This is a genomic window from Commensalibacter sp. M0133 (assembly GCF_016101485.1).
In the GTDB taxonomy this organism is placed as follows: Bacteria; Pseudomonadota; Alphaproteobacteria; order Acetobacterales; family Acetobacteraceae; genus Commensalibacter; species Commensalibacter melissae.
The window spans coordinates 248,419-268,593 of record NZ_JACFQI010000002.1; the positions used below are offsets into that span (position 1 = coordinate 248,419).

20 protein-coding genes and 1 tRNA gene are annotated in these 20,175 nt (G+C 37.8%); 11 read left to right on the forward strand and 10 right to left on the reverse strand.

Features of this window, described 5'->3' with window-relative positions:
* Positions 1 to 87: 87 nt before the first annotated feature.
* The 7 genes from lpxK to H3T46_RS06080 all read right to left on the reverse strand — a co-directional run bounded on the left by lpxK (position 88) and on the right by H3T46_RS06080 (position 6,693).
* Positions 88 to 1,068: a tetraacyldisaccharide 4'-kinase gene (gene lpxK / locus H3T46_RS06050; RefSeq protein WP_110439235.1), complete on the reverse strand. Its 981-nt coding sequence runs from the start codon at positions 1,066 to 1,068 to the stop codon at positions 88 to 90.
* Positions 1,065 to 2,360: a 3-deoxy-D-manno-octulosonic acid transferase gene (locus H3T46_RS06055; RefSeq protein ID WP_198197881.1), complete on the reverse strand. Its 1,296-nt coding sequence runs from the start codon at positions 2,358 to 2,360 to the stop codon at positions 1,065 to 1,067. The genes lpxK and H3T46_RS06055 overlap by 4 nt, the downstream gene beginning before the upstream one ends.
* Positions 2,357 to 3,031, reverse strand: a complete 675-nt coding sequence (locus tag H3T46_RS06060; protein WP_198197883.1) for a lysophospholipid acyltransferase family protein — start codon at positions 3,029 to 3,031, stop codon at positions 2,357 to 2,359. Before H3T46_RS06060 ends, H3T46_RS06055 begins: the two co-directional genes overlap by 4 nt.
* A gap of 149 nt (positions 3,032 to 3,180) precedes the next feature.
* Positions 3,181 to 3,666: a DUF934 domain-containing protein gene (locus tag H3T46_RS06065; protein WP_155566170.1), complete on the reverse strand. Its 486-nt coding sequence runs from the start codon at positions 3,664 to 3,666 to the stop codon at positions 3,181 to 3,183.
* Entirely contained in the window at positions 3,653 to 5,365 is a 1,713-nt protein-coding gene (locus tag H3T46_RS06070; protein ID WP_198197885.1) for a nitrite/sulfite reductase, read from the reverse strand. The genes H3T46_RS06065 and H3T46_RS06070 overlap by 14 nt, the downstream gene beginning before the upstream one ends.
* Before the next feature lie 6 nt (positions 5,366 to 5,371).
* Positions 5,372 to 5,692, reverse strand: a complete 321-nt coding sequence (locus tag H3T46_RS06075; protein ID WP_196424186.1) for a DUF2849 domain-containing protein — start codon at positions 5,690 to 5,692, stop codon at positions 5,372 to 5,374.
* A 125-nt stretch (positions 5,693 to 5,817) separates the two neighbouring features.
* The gene (locus H3T46_RS06080; RefSeq protein WP_155566172.1) at positions 5,818 to 6,693 is read right to left on the reverse strand and encodes a universal stress protein; all 876 of its coding nucleotides are present in this window, start codon (positions 6,691 to 6,693) and stop codon (positions 5,818 to 5,820) included.
* Positions 6,694 to 7,026: 333 nt separating this feature from the next.
* Between H3T46_RS06080 and fabI the strand changes: the two genes are divergently transcribed.
* The 5 genes from fabI to H3T46_RS06105 all read left to right on the forward strand — a co-directional run bounded on the left by fabI (position 7,027) and on the right by H3T46_RS06105 (position 10,609).
* Entirely contained in the window at positions 7,027 to 7,866 is an 840-nt protein-coding gene (fabI, locus tag H3T46_RS06085) for an enoyl-ACP reductase FabI (RefSeq protein WP_110439241.1), read from the forward strand.
* Positions 7,867 to 7,893: 27 nt separating this feature from the next.
* Positions 7,894 to 8,988 (forward strand): chorismate synthase, encoded by a 1,095-nt coding sequence (aroC, locus tag H3T46_RS06090; RefSeq protein ID WP_110439242.1) that lies wholly within the window; start codon positions 7,894 to 7,896, stop codon positions 8,986 to 8,988.
* Between the two features lie 127 nt (positions 8,989 to 9,115).
* Complete coding sequence (locus H3T46_RS06095) at positions 9,116 to 9,289, forward strand: hypothetical protein (protein ID WP_155564776.1); 174 nt, start codon at positions 9,116 to 9,118, stop codon at positions 9,287 to 9,289.
* 12 nt (positions 9,290 to 9,301) lie between these two features.
* Positions 9,302 to 10,240 (forward strand): DnaJ C-terminal domain-containing protein, encoded by a 939-nt coding sequence (locus H3T46_RS06100; protein ID WP_198197886.1) that lies wholly within the window; start codon positions 9,302 to 9,304, stop codon positions 10,238 to 10,240.
* Between the two features lie 27 nt (positions 10,241 to 10,267).
* Positions 10,268 to 10,609: a hypothetical protein gene (locus tag H3T46_RS06105; RefSeq protein ID WP_110439244.1), complete on the forward strand. Its 342-nt coding sequence runs from the start codon at positions 10,268 to 10,270 to the stop codon at positions 10,607 to 10,609.
* Here the strand turns inward: H3T46_RS06105 and folE are convergent, their stop codons facing one another.
* Both folE and H3T46_RS06115 read right to left on the reverse strand, forming a co-directional pair.
* The gene (folE, locus tag H3T46_RS06110; protein WP_155564777.1) at positions 10,610 to 11,209 is read right to left on the reverse strand and encodes a GTP cyclohydrolase I FolE; all 600 of its coding nucleotides are present in this window, start codon (positions 11,207 to 11,209) and stop codon (positions 10,610 to 10,612) included. It lies immediately after the preceding gene.
* A 204-nt stretch (positions 11,210 to 11,413) separates the two neighbouring features.
* Complete coding sequence (locus H3T46_RS06115) at positions 11,414 to 12,631, reverse strand: PLP-dependent aspartate aminotransferase family protein (protein ID WP_198197889.1); 1,218 nt, start codon at positions 12,629 to 12,631, stop codon at positions 11,414 to 11,416.
* Positions 12,632 to 12,786: 155 nt separating this feature from the next.
* Here H3T46_RS06115 and H3T46_RS06120 point away from each other — a divergent pair.
* The 3 genes from H3T46_RS06120 (at position 12,787) to H3T46_RS06130 (ending at position 16,383) form a co-directional block, all read left to right on the forward strand.
* A tRNA-Gly gene (locus H3T46_RS06120) sits at positions 12,787 to 12,860 on the forward strand.
* A 136-nt stretch (positions 12,861 to 12,996) separates the two neighbouring features.
* Positions 12,997 to 14,592: a lycopene cyclase family protein gene (locus H3T46_RS06125; RefSeq protein ID WP_198197891.1), complete on the forward strand. Its 1,596-nt coding sequence runs from the start codon at positions 12,997 to 12,999 to the stop codon at positions 14,590 to 14,592.
* Between the two features lie 315 nt (positions 14,593 to 14,907).
* On the forward strand, positions 14,908 to 16,383 hold the full coding sequence (locus tag H3T46_RS06130; RefSeq protein WP_347401017.1) for a SulP family inorganic anion transporter: 1,476 nt from the start codon (positions 14,908 to 14,910) through the stop codon (positions 16,381 to 16,383).
* A gap of 46 nt (positions 16,384 to 16,429) precedes the next feature.
* Here H3T46_RS06130 and H3T46_RS06135 read toward each other — a convergent pair whose 3' ends face one another.
* Positions 16,430 to 16,984 carry a hypothetical protein gene (locus H3T46_RS06135; RefSeq protein ID WP_198197895.1) on the reverse strand — a complete coding sequence of 185 codons (555 nt, stop codon included), beginning with the start codon at positions 16,982 to 16,984 and terminating at the stop codon, positions 16,430 to 16,432.
* Between the two features lie 190 nt (positions 16,985 to 17,174).
* Between H3T46_RS06135 and H3T46_RS06140 the strand changes: the two genes are divergently transcribed.
* The 3 genes from H3T46_RS06140 to H3T46_RS06150 all read left to right on the forward strand — a co-directional run bounded on the left by H3T46_RS06140 (position 17,175) and on the right by H3T46_RS06150 (position 20,167).
* Positions 17,175 to 18,362: a homoserine O-acetyltransferase gene (locus tag H3T46_RS06140; RefSeq protein ID WP_155579878.1), complete on the forward strand. Its 1,188-nt coding sequence runs from the start codon at positions 17,175 to 17,177 to the stop codon at positions 18,360 to 18,362.
* Positions 18,352 to 18,954: a methionine biosynthesis protein MetW gene (gene metW, locus H3T46_RS06145; protein ID WP_122122823.1), complete on the forward strand. Its 603-nt coding sequence runs from the start codon at positions 18,352 to 18,354 to the stop codon at positions 18,952 to 18,954. Before H3T46_RS06140 ends, metW begins: the two co-directional genes overlap by 11 nt.
* A gap of 265 nt (positions 18,955 to 19,219) precedes the next feature.
* Positions 19,220 to 20,167 (forward strand): YihY/virulence factor BrkB family protein, encoded by a 948-nt coding sequence (locus H3T46_RS06150; RefSeq protein ID WP_198197896.1) that lies wholly within the window; start codon positions 19,220 to 19,222, stop codon positions 20,165 to 20,167.
* The last annotated feature ends 8 nt before the right edge of the window (positions 20,168 to 20,175 follow it).

The following is a 20,175-nucleotide window of genomic DNA, read 5'->3' on the forward strand; positions in this document are numbered from 1 at the left end:
ATTGAATGGATTTTACTAAAACGGAATGGATGACAGTCTAAAAGATTACATAGAAAAGATATAGAGAAATCTTGAAAAGTAAATTGGTTAGAAATGAATCATATGGAATATCTTTTGTAAAGATGCGGGATCGTGCCATGTCAAACAAACCTCTAGTGGAGTGGCCAAAGGTCTGAATTGATCTGGTAACCTAACATAGTCCTTGGGTGTTGTTACCAGGGGCAATTGATAATGGCGATGAAGTGATAAAAGCTTGTTTAGGTCTTTGTTTGTGTAATGATGATGATCTGGAAATGAAATTGTTTTTGAAAGGATAAGTTGGTTATCTTTTAAGGTTTGAAAAAATTTTTCAGGTCGTCCAATGCCTGCAAAGGCGATAACAGATTGATTAGAAAATTGTCGAATGGCAGGATTCATTGTTAGATTTGCCCTGAAAACGGGTACATGGGATGAAATCGTGGGTAAAAGCCCTGTTTTATCTTTGCCAATAAAAATACAGGTTTTGACTGTTTTAAGCCCTTGTATAACAGGTTGTCGTAAAGGGCCGGCAGGCAAAAGTCTTTGATTTCCAAAACCTGTTACACCATCAACAACTAGGATGGATAGATCTTTATACAGGGTAGGGTTTTGCAAACCATCATCCATGATTAGTAATTTTACAGGACTTTTCTTTATTGCTGCTTTGGCCGATGCGGCTCGATTGCCACCAATCCACGTTGGTGCAAGTCGGGCCAATAAAAGGGCTTCATCACCAACATCTTTGGCATTATGCTGATTGAGATCAACCATAAATGGTTCTGCAATTCTGCTTTTTCTTTTATAGCCACGTGTCAAAAATGCGAAAGGAATTGATTGTTGTTGGCAATAATGACCCATTTCCAGCGCTACGGTAGTTTTTCCTGTGCCACCAATAGTCAAATTTCCACAACAGAGAACAGGAATAGGGGCATGCCAGCCTGGTTTGTTTATTTGATAACGGGTGATAAGTGAGGTTATGAACGAAAAGGGGGTTAAAATTTTTGCTGTTGGTGTGGGAGGATATTGTTGCCAGAAAAAGGGAGCCTTCATATGGATTGCCTTGCTAATTTTAGAAGATGAGTGCCTATATCCGTAGCAAGATTGCTTTTTTGTTCCATGATTTCCAAGGCCAGACAGGCTTGTTTTTTTCTTAATTGTGGGTCGGACAGCATTTTATCAACCCAGTTTGTCAGATCGTCTATGGTGTGAATTATTGTAACCGCTTTCTGCAAATGATAATAAGCCTGTCTGAAATTATGTATTTTGGGTCCAGTTGCAATGGTACAATTTAATTGCGCAGCTTCAAATGGATTATGACCACCCCCTTTATGAACAACCTCAAGACTGTTGCCTATAAATACAATGTCAGCCAATCTGTAAAATAGTCCAAGCTCTCCTAAAGTGTCACAGAGCCATAAACCGTTTTCAAAAGGAAGCTCATGTTTACTGCGTTGGGCAACTATTCCTATCTCATTAATGATTTCCTGTCCTCGTTCAGGATGGCGTGGTACAATGATTGTAATAAGGTTGGGCCATTTTTTTCTTAATACAGTATGCGTTTTGGCAATAAGGGTTTCTTCGTTAGGATGGGTTGATGCTGCCAGCCAGATTGGAGAATTATTAAAATAGTTTTCTAACTCGACCAATTCTTGAGAATTAAAGTGGAGTTTTTGTGCTGTTTGTTTTAAATTGCCTAAATAATCGGTTGTAATCTGTAGATGTGCAAAATTATTTTGGTCATGTTCAGATTGGGAAATGATCCATTGAAAACGTGATAGAATGTTTTGGATAAGGGATGGACAAATTTTCCAGTTTTTTAATGAGCGATCGGAAAGGCGTCCGTTGATTAAAGCAAGCGGTATTTTTTTTTGGCAGGCTTCTTTGATAAGATTGGGCCAGATTTCACTTTCTGCTAGAACAATAAGGGATGGATGCCAATAAGTTAAAAAACGATTGATCCATTGTGGAATATCGAGGGGTATAAATTGATGAATAATATGTCTGGCTAATATTGGATGATGCGATATGAAATTTTCTAAGATACGAAAGGAGGTAACTGTTCCTGTTGTAATCAAAAAACTCTGGCTGGCATCCTGAATATGAATGGCTTGAATGACCGAAAAAATGGAAACAAGTTCTCCAACACTTGCGGCATGAAATTGTATGATTGAACCGGCAGGTCTGGATAGGGTAGGATAACCTTGCCTTTCTTTAAGGCGGTTGGGAATTTCTTTACCCTTTTTGCAACGGTTTTGAAGATAAAATGGTAAAAAGGGAGACAAACAATTCGTTAATGCTGTCCAGGCTGATAAAAGAAAATGATCCTTAATTATGATTTTCATGATTGTGCCAGCTGGTTGGCTTGATGTAGTTGGTTAATGATTTCTGTTTCAATTGTATCATAATTTTTCTTTGTGACCTCGATAGGTGTGCGACAAACCATTTTTCCTTTACCGAACGGTAATGGGACGATCAATTTATCCCAGTTGTTTAGGCGTATTGAGCTGCAATAAGCTCCGACAGGTACGATTTTGGTTTTGGCAAATAAGGCAAGCTTGATCAATCCTGGATGTAAATGATGGCGTGGGCCTCTTGGCCCATCGGGCATGATGGCGATTAGATGACCTGCTTTGGATAATTTTAGAAGTTTGCGGAAAGCGGTCGCTCCACCTTTATCTTGTCCGTTTTTATTGGCAGATCCTTGTACTGTCCATATTCGCCAGGGATTAACAATTTTGCTGATGAGGCGTCCATCATTATTTTTACTAATAAGTACATATAGGGTAAGATAAGGGTTCTGAGGTAAGGCCCACCACCACAAACGTGGTGAAAGGATCAGGGTTTCATGCCAAAAAATGACAAGGGCGGGTTGACCATCCCTACAAGTAAGTAAAGAGCGTGCTTGCGGGTCAATATCAAATTGCCAACATGTTGTTTGTAAGGCCAGTTTTAAATAACCTCTTAAAATAAAGATTAAACTATTTTGAATTATTTTTTTTATGGAGGCAAACATTTGAAAATGGATAAAATGCTGTTTGAAACTGATGGTGATAAAGATTTACATATGATTGATATAGGAATCTATTGTACAATTTGAACAAGATTTTATTTTATTAGTTAGATAACAGTATATTTTAAAATATATCGTTACTTGTAAGAGACCTAAAGCTTTCTTACCAAACCCTGTTTGGGCTCTTTTAAAACGGAAGACTGAAAACCGATTGTAAAATGCTGTCTATTTTCTTTCCAACTTGCTATATTGGCATTATCTGGGATCAAGATGGTTGTAAAACCAACCCTGGTTAGAAATTGATATTGATCGGGAAGAATATGCCCAATTGCCCGTAATTCTCCTGTAAATTTTAGATGCTCTCTGATTTGGCGAGCTTGTGAAAAAGCCCTGCCATCTTTAAAAGAGGGAAATTCCAGGACAATAAGGGAGAGCTTTTCAAGATAAGGTCTTAAGTGTTCAATATCTTGATCGCATGGCAATAAAACACCAAGTGGTTGATGAATTTTATCGATATTGTCAAGCGTGGATAAAAGCGTTTGCGACAGGATCGGATAATCAGGTAACGATGTTGGTAAATTATTTTCAATTACAATCCAGGGGTTATCAATAATTTCACCATCTTTAAGCAGTAGCATAGACAATTTCCTTGAATGGGCTGATACCTAGGCGGTTGTAAGTATCAATAAAATATTCATTTTCATGACGTTGCTCAAGATAAAAATCAATTAGCCTGCGAATGGCATCAACCGCTTCCTCCGCAGTAAGTGCCGCTCCTAGTATGGCACCTATTGCGGCTCTGCCTTTATAGGAAGATCCGCCAAGTTTTATTTGATAGAATTCCTCCCCCTTTTTATTAACCCCCAAAACACCAATATTCATGATATGATGATGGGCACAGGAATTGATACATCCATCGACTCCAATATGTATGGGACCTATTTTTTCCTGTAAACGGATATCCTGAAATAGAGACATTATTTCCTTGGCGACAGAGATTGACCGCGCATTTGCCAAGGAGCAGTAATCAAGTCCGGGACAGCAGACGATATCTGTAATTAATCCCTGATTTGGCATTGCCAGCCGATATTTTTGCAAAGCCTGCCATAGAAAAAATAATTGGTCTTTTCTGACATGCCCCAAGACAAGATTTTGTAAATGAGTCACACGAATTTCCCCGAAGGAATATTCCTCCGCCAGATTGGCCAGAGCATTCATTTGATCTGCTGTCATGTCACCAGGTGTTTCCCCGATGTTTTTAAGGGAAATGACGGTTGCTATATAATCTTTATGAAAATGAGGGTGGCTGTTATGTTTTACCCATCGGTCAAATTCCGGATTGTTTTGCTGATGTTTTTTCATGGTTTCAGAAGCGTTTGGGATATCGGCAAGATTGGGATGACCAAAACGTTTGTGAATCGAATTTATGATATCGTCAGACAAACGGTATTGTTCTAAATCCATGGTATCAAATTCTTTATCAACCTGTTTGCGATAAGCATCTATACCAAGATTCTCTACAAGAATTTTGATTCTCGATTTATATAAATTATTTCGACTTCCATGCAGATTATAAACACGGATAATGGCTTCAAGATAAGCAAGCAAATGTTCAGGGGGCAAGTCATCACGGATGATTTTACCTTTAACCGGAATGCGGCCCAGGCCACCACCAACCCAGATTTCAAAAACGGGTTTATTCTGTTCATTGCGACGGGTTAATATGCCAATATCATAAAAACAAGCAGCGATACGATCATTTGAAGAGCCACTTATAGCAATCTTGAACTTTCGGGGCAAAAATGAAAATTCAGGGTGAAGCGTTGACCATTGACGCATAATTTCTGCATAAATACGGGGATCCAAGATCTCATCTTGCGCCACACCAGCAAATTCATCACTGGTGATATTACGGATACAATTTCCACTGGTTTGGATGGTATGGATTTCAACTGATGCCAGATACGTTAGAATATCGGGGACCTCCTCTAGTTTTGTCCAATGAAATTGTATGTTCTGACGGGTAGTGAAATGACCATATCCACGATCGTAGTAACGGGCAATATATGCCAAACCGCGCAACATTCTTGATGATAAAATACCATATGGGATGGCGACACGAAGCATATAGGAATGTAATTGAAGGTATACACCATTCATCAATCGTAAAGGTTTAAATTCATCTTCAGAAAGTTCACCATTCAGCCGTCTTTCAATCTGTGACCTGAATTGATTGATTCTTTCTTTTAAAAAATCAAAATCAATTTCGTCATAGTTATAACGACCAATGACTTTTATGGTGTTTGAATCGGTATCATGGGATGGAAACTGTTTCATTGATAATCATCTTATTATAGAGCGTGGATTAAATTCAGGATGTGTACTGGGACCAAACGCTCTAATATTTTCACGTGCTGATGCTGGATGGAAAGGGTTTATTAATTCTACATAATGTAAATCAATTAAAAAATGGGCAGTATTGGACTGTATGATTTCCTGCAATTTTTTTTCGGCATTTTCTTTATTGGAAAAAAGTTGGGCGTCTTCCAGCATTATTCCCCAATGTTCTTGCGGGGTGAACCACACAACCCGCCCATCCAGAAGACGATTTGCGGTTAAAACATAATAATCAGATTGATCGGCCTGCCTGTCTTGAGAAACCACAACAGATAATTCCTTTTTATAACTATACAAGTATGTATATATAACATTATTTTTTATAATTACACAAAAAAAATAGTAAAAGGAAAAATTATCCTTTTACCATAAGGATAAATGAAGATGATGTTTTATCGATTCATCAAGACAGATATATTGGCGTTTTCAAGCATGTAACGTGTGACCCCTCCCAGAATCAGCTGCTGCCAACGTGGGTGGGAATAGGCACCCATGCATAACATGTCCGCTCCTATCTCATTACAGGTTGAAAGGATTGTATTTCCAACATCCCTGTCATTGCCCAATTGATGGGGAGTTGCTTGAATGTTATGGAATTTGAGATAGTTAACAACATCTTGAATTTTCTTACCATGATTTTCATAATCATTCGTATATAGGATATAGACCTGTTCAGCATAATGAAGCCATCTCAAACTTGCATGCAGGGCGGCGGCTGATTCTGCGCTGCCATTCCAGCAGATACAGATTTTTTTGCCGGTTGTCAGGGGTTTTTGTTTTGGGGCGATAATGATGGGGCGGCCACTATCGAATAATAGGGTATGAAGTGCTTCGGAAGAGGAAATTTCACTGTCTGAATCGGGGTGAGAAATTACCGTTATGTCGGACAAGCGTGCCCAGTAGGTAATTAATTCATTTTCCCGTCCAACCATATTGGTGAAACTGGCCGTAATTTTTTCCTTAGCAGGTTCAGTAAGGTCTGGGTCGGTTAATTCGATATTGTATTTATCGATAAAATTATCGAATATTTCTCGGGCAAGTTTTAACCGTTTTTGATTTTCTGAGGCGGCAATATTCATGACCTCTTCAATCATGGATCCGGATAATCCCTCACTAGTAAGCGGAATGAGGTCTTTTCTATCGGGTTGAATATGGATAACGGCAAGATGAGCATTATAGTTTTTTGAGAGGTAATAGGCAGTGGTTAGAGTAGATTCAGATAAAGGGGTGCCTTGAATAGGAATGAGTATTTTCTTGACGCTAAGCATTGTTTATTCCCTTTCCTTAAAATAAACGGGGTATAATCTTGGATATTAATCGCTTATTTGATTTTTTAATAGATAAAATGAATTCTAGGCTGAAATAGAGCGCTGAAAAGAATCACATTTTTGTGACAGGAATGCTGGAGCTTAATTAAAACAAAAAGTTGAGGGGTATTATTTGATAATGTTTGGGTTTAATCTCTAAAGATTGTATCCATAATGAAAATGATTTCTTTTCTTTTTTTTTTGTTTTAAAATGAACGCCAATTTAGGAATTGTTCTGGCTACTTTTTAATTGTCAAAAGACATACAAAAACAAAAAATCTATTAAGGGGTGTTATGATAACGAAAAATGATGTTTTGCCTGTAAAGGGAAATTTGATGCAAGGAAAACGCGGTTTGATTATGGGTTTGGCCAATAATCATTCGATAGCATGGGGAATATCGCGTGCTTGTGCGTTACAAGGGGCAGAGCTTGTTTTTACTTATCAGGGAGATGCCTTGAAAAAAAGGGTCGCCCCTTTGGCCGAAAGTTTGGGATCAACCTATCTTTTGCCTTGTGATGTCAGTAAAGATGAGGATATCAGCAACGTATTTGAAGATATTGCCCAAAAATGGGGAAAACTAGATTTTGTTGTTCATGCGATTGGATGGGCTGATAAACAATATTTGCGTGGACGTTATGTCGATACTCCTAGAGAGGCATTTTTAACAGCCATGGATATCTCATGCTATTCTTTTACTGCTGTTGCAAAAGAGGCCGCAAGATTAATGCCAGATGGTGGATCACTTCTTACCTTGACATATCTGGGATCTGAACGTGTGATGCCTCATTATAACGTTATGGGTGTAGCCAAGGCGGCTTTGGAAGCTTCCGTGCAGTATATGGCAGCAGATCTTGGACCTGATAATATTCGTGTCAATGCGGTTTCCGCCGGCCCTATCAAAACATTGGCGGCAAGTGGAATAGGCGATTTCCGTTATATCCTGAAATGGAACCAGCTTAATTCTCCTTTACAACGTAATGTTACCATTGATGAAGTTGGCGGGGCGGGTTTGTATTTCCTTTCTGATTTATCTAGAGGGGTCACAGGTGAAATACATCATGTTGATTGTGGTTATCATCTGGTTGGAATGAAAAATCCCGATGCACCTGATATTGCCTTGTCAGATAATTAATCAATTTTACAGTGAGTGAACAGTAACGTGTCGTGTAATAGTTTTGGAAGCTTGTTCAGGGTTACGACATGGGGGGAAAGTCATGGGCCTGCAATCGGTTGTGTTGTTGACGGGTGTCCTCCCTTGATTCCGCTTTCTGAGAAATTGATTCAACCTTGGCTGGATTTACGCAGACCTGGACAATCCTCATTTACAACCACGCGTAATGAGCCCGATCAGGTGAAGATATTATCAGGTGTATTTGAAGGTAAAACGACAGGCACTCCTATATCATTATTGATTGAAAACACCAATCAGCGTTCCAAGGATTATTCCAATATCGCTCAGTCCTACCGTCCAGGTCATGCAGATATTACCTATGATTTGAAATATGGTATACGGGATTATCGAGGGGGAGGAAGATCTTCAGCCAGGGAAACAGCCATGCGTGTTGCTGCTGGAGCGATTGCCCGTTTGATTTTGGGAAATTCAATTTTTATTCGTGGGGCCCTAATTCAGATTGGGGATAAAAAAATCAATCGTGACCGATGGTCATGGGACGAGGTTAAAAAAAATGAATTTTTTTGTCCCGATGCACAAATGGTCGAGATCTGGAGGAATGAATTATCCATAATCCGTAAGGCTGGGTCATCCATCGGTGCGGTGATTGAAGTGGTGGCCGAAGGGGTTCCCGCAGGATTGGGGGCGCCAATTTATGGAAAACTGGACGCTGATATTGCCCAGGCCATGATGAGTATCAATGCCGTAAAAGCTGTTGAAATCGGTGAAGGCTTTGCCGCTGCAACCCTACGGGGTGAAGAGAATGCTGATCCTATATATCTTGAAAATGGTAAGCTTTCATTTGCCTCTAATCATGCGGGCGGTATTCTGGGCGGTATTTCCAGCGGTCAACCAATTGTGGTCCGTTTTGCAGTTAAACCGACAAGCTCAATTCTTGTCCCTCAACCCTCAATTAATTCAGAAGGTGAATCTGTTGAAGTAATTACCAAAGGTCGACATGATCCTTGTGTCGGTATACGGGCTGTTCCAGTTGGAGAGGCCATGCTTGCCTGTGTCTTGGCAGATCATTGGTTAAGGCATCGCGGTCAAATCGGAAAATTTGGGGAGATAATTCATAAATAATAGAACATTATATTGATGAACTGTATTTTATAAATAATCAGCTATTTTGATTTCAAGTTTAATGAAAATGTGGTTATACTTTTAAAAAATAAATTTTGGTTTCAAAGTTTATTGGGACTGCCAGACTATGGATGATAATAAAAAACAGAATACTGATTTTGAAAAAGAATTTGTAAGGGATCAATTAATTAAGGTGGCAAGAAACTCTGCTGCAAAAGGCATTCCAGCAGATGTGTTTGAGGCGTTGTTGATTACTTTATCCGATGAAATCGATTTCAAAGCCATAATGATAGAAAATTAAGAGAAAAGTGCAGTGAGTTTAGATCCTTATACCATTTTGGGAATATCGAAAACAGCCAGTCAGGATGAGATACGTAAAGCGTATCGAAAATTGGCCAAAAAATATCATCCTGACCTAAATCCCGGAAATAAAGAGGCTGAGGATAAATTTAAAGCAATTAGCGTTGCGAATGAATTGCTTTCAGATCCAGAAAAGAGGGCCCGTTTTGATCGTGGTGAGATTGACATTCATGGTCAGGAACAGGGCTTTCCGGGGGGAGGTGCCGGATATCGTCATTATGCTGATGGAGCGCAAGGATTTCGGTACAGTCAGGGTGAAGGAATGCACGGTAATCAATTTTCCGAGGATGATTTGCAGGATATATTGAACCGGTTTGGCGGTGGTGGCTGGGGTGGTTTCTCTGGTCGGGGTTTTTCTCAAGGAAGATCCAGTAGAGGTCCACAGAAAGGGCAGGATCGACGCTATAGTCTGAAAATTAGTTTTCTGGATGCAGTTAATGGTACAACATCGAGAATTACCTTACCTGAAGGAGGAACACTTGATGTTAAAATCCCTCCTGGAATTGATGATGGTCAGACCTTAAGGTTGCGCGGAAAAGGGGATCCTGGCTTTCAAAATGGTTCTGCCGGGGATGCCTTGATTACCATTCAGGTAATGCCTCATGCCTATTTTAAAAGAGATGGTCAGGATATAAGAATGACGTGGCCTGTTGATCTAAAGACAGCGGTTTTGGGCGGTAAGCTGACTGTTCCAACCCCTACCGGTGAGGTTGCGTTAAATGTGCCGGCTCATTCAGATAGCGGAACTGTACTAAGGTTACGTGGACGGGGTATCCCATCCCGTAAAAATCTTGAGGCTGGGAATCTATATGTAACTTTACAAATTACGATTGGTAAAGTCGATCCCGCTTTGGAAGAGTTTTTACGTAAATCCATTGATCAATCCAATTAAATCTAAAAAATGTAAAAGGGAAAGAAAATGATAACCCTTGAAATGTTATGCTATAATTTACCTGAAATAACAGCCAATGATGTCTATCACTGGATAAATAATCAATGGTTGAGGCCAGAAAAGAAAGAGGGAAATTATTTATTTAAGGAGATTGATGAGGCAAGGGCCAAATTAATTCTTGAATTAAGGGATCATTTAGGAGTGGCAGAAGATTCAATGTCTCTGGTTCTGCAACTTTTGGATCAGCTTTATACGACGCGACGACAAATGCGTTATTTATGTGAAGTGATTTCCACGGAGAAATATCCTGATGTTCAACAAATTTTACGTCGTATTCTAGATGATCATTCAACGATTGAGATCAATTAGTTACATAAATGAAACAGAACGATTTAATAAAGCTGAAAGTTCTGCTCTTGCATTTTGATCCTGTTGGAAAACACCAAGCAATTTTGATGTAACCATAGATACACTTGGGTTATGCACACCTCTGGTTGTCATGCATTGATGAGTGGCCTCAATGATTACAGCGACCCCTCTAGGTTGTAATACCTCTTGGATTATATTGGCGATTTCCGCTGTCATTCTTTCTTGAATTTGTAATCTTTTGGCAAAAACCTCTACAATCCTGGCCAGTTTGGAAATGCCGACGACATAGTTATTGGGTAAATAGGCAACATGAGCCTTTCCAATAATTGGAACCATATGGTGTTCGCAATGACTTTCAAAGCGAATGTCACGTAAAAGGACAATTTCCTTATATCCACCGACTTCTTCAAATGTTCGGCCAAGGATTTCTTTCGGGTTTTCTTTATAGCCAGAAAAAAATTCGGCATAGGCATTTATAACACGGCTTGGCGTATCTATTAACCCCTCACGATCCGGATCATCACCAGCCCAGCGAATAAGGGTACGCACCGCTTCTTCAGCTTCTGAACGAGAGGGGGCGGAAGTTTTTTTATCAGTCATATTCTATAAATCTTTTAAACCAGTAAAACTGTTCAATGTTTCTGTTTGGTATGAAGTAATTTTGGACAATATAAAAAGATATATATTAATTTTGTAAAGGGAAAATTAAACGGTTTTGTTTAAAATGAAACTACACGATTTTATTATATTTTCCTTCAGTATTAAAATATATGGAAAAAATTAATATATTTTCAATTTAAAAGATTACTTATTTATTGTTTGTTTTTGCAAAAAAATTGTTAATTTATCAAATCCTTTTTGCAGATCCACAAGTAAATCCTGTGGATCCTCCATTCCTACTGAAAAGCGGATAATGCCATCAGTAATTCCGAGTTTTAAACGATCCTCTGGACTGACCTTCATATGTGTTGTTGTTGCCGGGTGCGTTACAATACTCCGACTATCACCAAGATTATTACAAATTAATATGAGCTGTAAGGCATTCATGAATGTAAATGCACCTTTTTTCCCCCCATTGACTTCAAAGGCGATCATGGCACCTGGCGCATCCATTTGTTTGCAGGCAAGGCCATATTGAGGATGTGAGTGTAATCCGGGATATCGAATAAGATTAACAACATCAGATTTTTCAATAAATTCTGCACAGATTTTCGCATTTTCGGTCATTTTTTCCATACGAAGTGGAAAAGTTTCCAGACCTTTCAGCAATATCCACGCATCAAAAGCTGAAATTGTAAGTCCTGTATTATGAACAAAAGGTATAATATCGGTTTCAAGCAAGTCTTTACTACCTAGAATAGCACCTCCTAGGACACGCCCCTGTCCATCCATATGTTTTGTACAAGAATAGACAACAAGATCAGCCCCTATTTTCAAAGGTTTTTGATATAATGGAGTGGCAAAAACATTGTCAATAATCAATATTCCGCCTGCCTGATGGGTCAAGTCAGCAATTTGCCGAATATCCAAAATGTCTAGCATTGGATTGGAAGGGCTTTCAATCAAAACAGCTGCTGCAGGTTTGGATAATGCTTTTTTCCATTCTTGAATATTCGTGCCTTCAACAAAAGCGGTTTCGATTCCTAATTTTGGTAAAAAATTTTCAACAATCCAGTAACTTGACCCAAAAAGCGCCTTAGATGCGATAACACGATCCCCATGTTTCAAATTGGAAAATAAGGCAGCAAAAATTGCGCTCATTCCTGTTGAGGTGGCAACACAACATTCAGCCTCTTCCAAATGAATAAGTCGATTTTCAAGGTTGGTAATGGTAGGGTTATTAACACGGCTATATTGATAATGCCTTTCTTTTTTTTGGAAAGTGCGTTCTGCTTGTTCTGCACTTTCATAAATGAACCCAGATGTTAAAAAAAGAGCTTCACATGTTTCAGCAAAGGAAGAACGTTCAATATTATCATGAAGTAAACGAGTGGCTAGGCGATGGGAAGAGGTTTTGTTCATAATATTTCTCTTTGATAACCATAAGGAGCGTTCATGATAGAGGAATGCAAGAAAAGTGGTTAGTAATTTCTTTATTTTTTAAAAATTATCAAAAAAGATATATTTTTCTATTCAATTTGGTTATTTTAATGTGAAATATTATTTTTCATATTTTGGCGGGTGTAATTCAATGGTAGAATGACAGCTTCCCAAGCTGTTCATGAGGGTTCGATTCCCTTCATCCGCTCCAAGAAATATTATTTATTTTAAACTATATAATATCTATAAAATTGATTGTTTAGATATTCAACCTAATTTAGTACTATTGTTTTATCTTAATCATAAATAAAACAATTAATTACTTTAATATTAAGTTGAGGGATATAGTGAAAAATTATGATGTGGTTATAATTGGGGGTGGACTTGCCGGATTGACATTGGCCAGTCAATTGCTGCGTGATATACCTGATATTTCCATTTGTCTTATTCATGATGCAAAATTTCCCAATGAAGAGACAGCTTTCAAAGTTGGAGAGGCAACAATTGATTTGGGTGGGTATTATCTTAGGGAATTGCTGGGAGATGAATATCTAGGTCGGGAACATTTTATAAAAATGGGAATGCGGTTTATTTATACAAATGATGAACTCTATAAAGAAATGGGAATTAGAAATTTTCCCCAAAAAAATTCCTATCAATTTAAACGTGGCAAACTGGAAAATCATTTTTTTTCATTATTACAAGATAAAATTGATATTTTACAAAATACGCGTTTTCTTGATGTTGAAGATGAGGGGCATTTTAAAAGAATCCACGTAGTTGAATTGAGCAAAGTCCAGAAAATCATTAATTCTCGTTGGATTGTTGATGCATCCGGACGGAAAAAAGTTATTTCCAGGAAGTATAATTTATCAAGCAAAGGTAATTTACCCAATTCTTCAGTCTGGTTTAGAGTCAAGGGGGCTGTTCTGGTAGATGAAATCTATCCGGCAGAAGAAGATAACCCTTTTTATGGCATGGATAGAAGCTACAGTTCCTTACATATTGATGGAAAGGGATATTGGATCTGGGTGCTTCGGCTTTCTGATCATACGACCAGTGTGGGAATATGTTTTAGTGAGAATATTCATCAATTTGACAGTTTATCGGATTTGGAAAAAACCTTTGAATGGTTAAAAACGCATGAAAGGGTTTTTTATGATTATTTGCTGAAGAAACAATTTTCCATCCTTGATTTTAAATATTTGAGAAAATACGCATCTATTGCGCAGCCCTGTATCTCTGAAAATCATTGGGCATTAACAGGGGATGCATGCATTTTTTTGGATCCAGTTTATTCAAGTGGTATAGATTTGATGTGCATTGAAAACACGTTTATAGTTGATGTCCTTGCACAGGAAAAAAATGGTCAAGACATAAAAGAACTTATGGCATTTTATAATTCGGTCATATCAGATCTGGTAATTGCTTATAGTAACGTATTTGATAAAATGTACGAACAAAAAGATAATTGGTATTATATTTTTGTTAAATATGTTGTTGATTCCGTATTTTATTTTGGATCAATTTGCCCCTGTTTCATGAATAAGGGAATGAGAGATTTTAAAAACGCAAAGATTATATGGGATAAAATTCATAAAATTTATATGGAATATGATAAGGTGAATTCCATACTCAAAACCAAGAAATTTTCTGAAAACAATAGGCAGAATAATTTGGACTTACCAAGATTTATCAATCTTTCTGAAAGTCTATTTGCCAAAATAAACAGTTATTTGACGGAACCTGATAATGACCTGGAGAAATTGATTAACCTGTTACAGGATAATTACCAGGTCATGTGTAAAATATGTGAATATATTTCTTCCGATAGGAATTTATATGATTTGTATATTAGAAGGGATGGACAGCCAGAAATCTTTCATACTTCATGGCGTTATGGTGAATTTTTTCCCAATCCAGAAATGGTGAATAGAAATTAATTATTTTCTGATATAGATATTTATATTTTATTATTCTGAAAGTGGCATTTTTATAGAAAAAGCGTTTACGTATTGATTCTGTGAATATTTTTAATTATAAATTATTAGTTTTTGTTACTAGATTGATTGATTTTAAAATTAAATTCTTATTGTTTTGTTGAGTCGGAATGTTTGTTTTAACGCCGCCCTAAATTAGCATTGTGTAACTAATTTTATTATTTCTGTTTTTTTAAAAAAAACAGGAACAGGGTTGATGCGATCAGTCTGTTATTGATTAATTTTTCAATTTAAAAATATTTATAGGATTATAATATGTTGCTGTCTTGTAATCGACAAGATTGGTTAGGAAATATTCGTGCGGATATTCTATCTGGTGTTGTGGTTGCATTGGCCCTGATACCAGAGTCAATTGCTTTTTCCATTATTGCTGGGGTTGATCCGAGTGTAGGACTTTATTCGGCCTTTGCCATTCCTTGTGTCATTTCGTTATTTGGCGGACGTCCTGGAATGATATCCTCATCGACGGGTTCAATGGCTTTACTGATGGGGCCTTTGGTAAAGACTCATGGATTGAGTTATTTACTCGTTGCATCAATTCTTGCAGGTATTTTTCAGATTATTGCCGGATATTTGAAACTTGGTGAATTAATGCGTTTTGTTTCCCATTCTGTCATGACTGGTTTTGTAAATGCGTTGGCAATTTTGATTTTTATGGCACAGCTTCCGCAATTAGTGCATGTGACATGGCATGTTTACGTGATTGTTGGTGGTGGATTGGCAATTATTTACCTTTTCCCTTATTTAACAAAATTAATACCGTCTCCCTTGATATGTATTATTATAATGACCGCCATTTCAATCTGTTATGGTTTAAATATTCCAACGGTGGGTGATATGGGTAAATTGCCAGATTCTTTACCAATTTTGGCTATTCCAGATATTCCTTTGAACTTTCATACCCTCATGATCATTTTACCATATTCTGCTGGACTGGCAGCGGTCGGATTACTTGAAACCATGATGACAGCAACGATCGTTGATGAATTCACGGATACTTCAAGTGATAAAAATCGTGAGTGTAAGGGGCAGGGAATTGCCAATATCTGTACTGCTTTTCTGGGGGGTATGGCTGGATGTGCCATGATTGGTCAATCGGTTATTAATATCAAGTCCGGGGGAAGGGGACGATTATCTACCTTGGTGGCTGGTATTTTCTTGCTCATTCTTGTTGTTTTTTTAAAGGAATGGGTGGCCCGGATTCCTATGGCCGCCTTGGTGGCTGTGATGATCATGGTTTCTATTAGTACTTTTTCCTGGCGTTCAATTCTTGATTTAAAAAAATATCCGCTTTCTACCAATATTGTCATGATTCTAACGGTCTGTGTTGTGGTTGGAACAAATAATCTGGCCTATGGAGTATTAACAGGCGTGCTGGTTGCCTCTCTTGTTTTCGCAAGCAAGGTTTCACATTTCATGCTGATTAAATTAGAAAAAAAAGATCAGTCTCGTATTTATAAGGTGAATGGTCATGTATTCTTTGTAACGGTTGATCGTTTTATAAATAGCTTTGATCTCAAGGAAGAGATTAAGAATGTTACAGTCGATCTAACCCATGCGCATTTTTGGGATGTAAGTTCAGTTATGGCATTGGATAAGGTTGTCATTCATTTTCGCCAACGTGGTATAAAAGTGGAGGTTCAGGGAATGAACGATGCCACGGCGACCATCATTGACCGTTTTGGCATCCATGATAAACCAGAGGAAATCGAAAAGGTTATCGGGAGTTATTAATCAGGATCATTCTTGGTGATATATATAGTTAATGTGTTTATATCGCTTATTCAGGTCTATTTTTTTGATATTTATGAATGGATTTTTTCAATCCATTTAGATTGGGTCCCTGTTGGTTTTCAACATAAGTTGTTTTATTCCATATCCAGACATCTGAACCTTCAACTATCAAATCATGCATCCCCTTGTGGGATGTTTTTTTTATTTCAATATTGCCAGTAACAGAATCGAGTATTTTTACCCAATGATTGTTACGGTTAAGATAGGCTGTGGTGGTACAGCCTCCAGACCCACAAAGACTGGCGGATTGTAACTGGGTAAATAGAACAGTTTGCGGTTTTTTTGTGCTGGAGAGGTTTGCATTGCCAATAAGGATAAGCGGTTTCTCACCATGTTGAACAGCAAAATTAATATCGGTTTTATTCAAGTTATATGCAATTGTTGAAAAATTGTTCGCAGGTTGGGGGGTTAAAACAACTCTTCCTGATTTTGGATTTTGATAATTTCTGTTTTTTTTCGTATGATGGGAAACTGCGTAAGAGGATTGGACAGTAAAAGCAAAGGCACTGATTATACAAAATACAACAAGTTTTTTATTCATAATTATTAAGGCCTTTTTCTAAACAAGAATATTTGATATTAATAGATGAACTTTTAAAAAAACCTAACTTATACAGAGATAACATTTTTTAATTTCAAATGATTATATAAGATAGTGCAGTTTATGGCAAAGAGATGATTTTTGGGATGGATTTTCATATTTTATAGTAAAAAGGATACCTGTATTATTTATGGTAACTTCAGGGATTAAACAGGTTGCAGCTGACGAAACACAAAATGAATCTATTCAGAAATTACTTTTTACTGAAGGACTTGTTTTGGAAAATGGTCAAAAACTAAACCACTTGGAAATTGCATATCAGACTTATGGAAAGTTGTCATCAGCCAAGGATAATGCAATTTTGATTTGTCATGCTTTAACTGGCGATCAGTATGTTACAGGTATTAATCCGATCAGCAAGAAACCTGGTTGGTGGAGCAGAATGGTTGGTCCTGGACTACCTATTGATACAGACAAATATTTTATAATTTGTAGTAATGTTTTAGGAAGCTGCATGGGAACGACAGGACCACGTTCCATACGAACAGATCATCAGAAAATAGGCTATTGGGGAATAGACTTTCCTGCAATTACCATTAGGGATATGGTCAATGCCCAAAAACTTCTAATTGATCATTTCAAAATTGATCAGTTGTTTGCCGTTATCGGTGGTTCAATGGGAGGAATGCAGGCATTGCAATGGGCGGTAAGCTATCCAGATCAAGTTTATGCAGCTATACCAATTGCCACCTCGTCTTTTCATTCGGCACAGAATATTGCATTTAATGAAGTGGGAAGACAGGCCATATTTTCAGACCCCGATTGGCAAAATGGAGATTATTGGCGATATGGTGTTATCCCATCCAGAGGGTTGGCTGTAGCACGTATGATGGCACATATTACCTATTTGTCAGAAGATGCATTAAACCGAAAATTTGGACGGAGATTGCAAGAAACAATGATAGATTCTTCGTCACCAATTTTCGGGGAAATGTTCCAGGTAGAAAGCTATTTGCATTATCAGGGATCGAATTTTGTAAGACGTTTTGATGCAAATTCTTATGTGACAATCTCCCGGGCAATGGATTGGTTTGATTTGTCCCAAGCTTATGATGGGGATCTGGTCAAGGCATTTTCACAGGTTAAATCCAGATTTTGTGTTATCAGTTTTTCTTCTGACTGGCTTTTTCCCACTTCACGGTCAAGAGTGATAGTCAAGGCATTAAATCGTGTTGGAGCCAAGGTTTCTTTTGTTGAAATTGTAAGTGATAAAGGGCATGATGCCTTCTTGTTGGATGAACCGGATCTTGATCATGTAATCAGCGGTTTTCTGGCAGGAATTAAAAGACAGAGGCAATTGGAAAATAATGCGTCTTGATCAATGTTGTATTGTTGACATGATTCAGCAAAATTCAACAATACTGGATATTGGATGTGGTGATGGTACATTAATCGATTATCTGTGCTGTAATCATCAATGTGATGCACGAGGAATAGAGTTGGATATGTCCTGTGTTACCAAGGCGGTAAGTAAAGGCTTATCTGTAATTCAGGGAAACGCAGATTTTGACTTGCAGAATTATCCCACGGATGGTTTTGATTATGTCGTATTATCGAGGACTCTACAGGCGGTTAATCGCCCACGTGAAGTTTTGCAACAAATGTTGCGAATAGGACGGTATGCTATTGTTTCATTTCCAAATTTTGGCCATTGGACTGTAAGAATGCAACTGCTTCTTAAGGGACATATGCCCATGACAAAAGTATGGGGAACCCATTGGTTTGAGACTCCGAATATTCATCCCTGTACCTTAACAGATTTTGTATCACTATGTAAACAAGAGGGATATCATATTAGTCAGTGGATGGCTATTGATGATCATGGCGAGGGGGAAAAGGCCCCCTGGCGACGTTCAATACGTTTGGCCAATTTTTTTGGGGAACAGGCCTTATTTTTGCTGACACGTTGATTAAATGAGACAATCAATGCAACTGTTGCATATCTGATATTATATTGATTATATATAAACAAAATTGATATTCATTGGATTAGTTAACAGAGTATTTTAGATTTCTATTTTTATGTCATGAATTGATTAATAGAATTGACGGGGTTGGATAATATTACTCTATCATTTACATTACATCATGGTTTTGTAGAGTCATATTTCTTATGGGTACGAATAAAATTTTTAGAATAATTTTTTAATATTTGATTGAGGTTTAAAAGAAGTAATGCGAGACTTGGATCGGTCTTCTGAAATTCATATTTTTGTTGAAAAACATCATTCCCCTTTAAAGATATCATTTCACGGATGGATAAAAATTATAATGGCGACCATTCATACACTAATTGATGGTCCATATATGCTGGTCGCAGCTGGTTGCGCATTTTTTTCTACCTTGTCGCTATTTCCTTCTATAAGTAGCTTGATTTCCATTTATGGGCTGGTTTTTGATCCACAAACGGTTGAGCCACAACTGGAATTTCTACAACATTTTTTCCCCCCGAATGTTTATGTTTTTTTACAGGAAATGATTAACAGTATTGTCGAGCAAACCCATTCCACTTTAACAATACAATTGGTTGTTTCCATTTTGTTCGCTCTTTGGTCTGCATCTATTGGGACAAAGGGTTTGGTTACGGGGCTAAACGTTGCCTATAATACGCATGAGACACGGAGTTTCTTGAAATTTCAGGTTCTATCTGTTGTTTTGACATTCTGCGCTATTTTGGGAACGATTATGACCCTTGCGGTTATTGTTGCTTTACCGGCAATTTTGAATATTTTGCCATATCAATTTCTAAATATTCTTACAGATTACTTTCCAGCTTACAATATGGTGAGAATAAGTAGTAACATTATTGTTTTTCTTTTTGCAACGTGGACTTTTGCTTTATTTTACCGTTTTGGGCCCTGCCGTTCCAACGTGCATTGGCGCTGGACATGTCCAGGCGCTTTTATCGCCACAATTTTATGGTTGTTGGCTGCCTTTTCTTTTTCTTATTACGTTGCCCATTTTGCAAATTTTACAAGTACTTACGGCCCATTGGGAACCGTGGTTGCTGTTATGATGTGGTTTCTGGTTTCCTGCTATGTTGTTCTGGTTGGTGCTCAGTTCAATGCCCAGATAGAAGGATATATCTTAGATAGAAGCGAGGCTTCTAACAAGATACCATAGTCATAGAA

Bases quoted from the DNA above. Each gene is read 5' to 3' on its own strand.
- H3T46_RS06140 (WP_155579878.1), top strand. From the start codon at position 17,175: ATGGTAACTTCAGGGATTAAACAGGTTGCAGCTGACGAAACACAAAAT.
- H3T46_RS06070 (WP_198197885.1), bottom strand. From the start codon at position 5,365: ATGAAACAGTTTCCATCCCATGATACCGATTCAAACACCATAAAAGTC.
- H3T46_RS06095 (WP_155564776.1), top strand. From the start codon at position 9,116: ATGGATGATAATAAAAAACAGAATACTGATTTTGAAAAAGAATTTGTA.
- H3T46_RS06105 (WP_110439244.1), top strand. From the start codon at position 10,268: ATGATAACCCTTGAAATGTTATGCTATAATTTACCTGAAATAACAGCC.
- H3T46_RS06150 (WP_198197896.1), top strand. From the start codon at position 19,220: ATGCGAGACTTGGATCGGTCTTCTGAAATTCATATTTTTGTTGAAAAA.
- H3T46_RS06135 (WP_198197895.1), bottom strand. From the start codon at position 16,984: ATGAATAAAAAACTTGTTGTATTTTGTATAATCAGTGCCTTTGCTTTT.
- H3T46_RS06080 (WP_155566172.1), bottom strand. From the start codon at position 6,693: ATGCTTAGCGTCAAGAAAATACTCATTCCTATTCAAGGCACCCCTTTA.
- H3T46_RS06055 (WP_198197881.1), bottom strand. From the start codon at position 2,360: ATGAAAATCATAATTAAGGATCATTTTCTTTTATCAGCCTGGACAGCA.
- metW (WP_122122823.1), top strand. From the start codon at position 18,352: ATGCGTCTTGATCAATGTTGTATTGTTGACATGATTCAGCAAAATTCA.
- H3T46_RS06060 (WP_198197883.1), bottom strand. From the start codon at position 3,031: ATGTTTGCCTCCATAAAAAAAATAATTCAAAATAGTTTAATCTTTATT.
- H3T46_RS06065 (WP_155566170.1), bottom strand. From the start codon at position 3,666: ATGCTACTGCTTAAAGATGGTGAAATTATTGATAACCCCTGGATTGTA.
- folE (WP_155564777.1), bottom strand. From the start codon at position 11,209: ATGACTGATAAAAAAACTTCCGCCCCCTCTCGTTCAGAAGCTGAAGAA.
- lpxK (WP_110439235.1), bottom strand. From the start codon at position 1,068: ATGAAGGCTCCCTTTTTCTGGCAACAATATCCTCCCACACCAACAGCA.
- H3T46_RS06115 (WP_198197889.1), bottom strand. From the start codon at position 12,631: ATGAACAAAACCTCTTCCCATCGCCTAGCCACTCGTTTACTTCATGAT.
- fabI (WP_110439241.1), top strand. From the start codon at position 7,027: ATGATAACGAAAAATGATGTTTTGCCTGTAAAGGGAAATTTGATGCAA.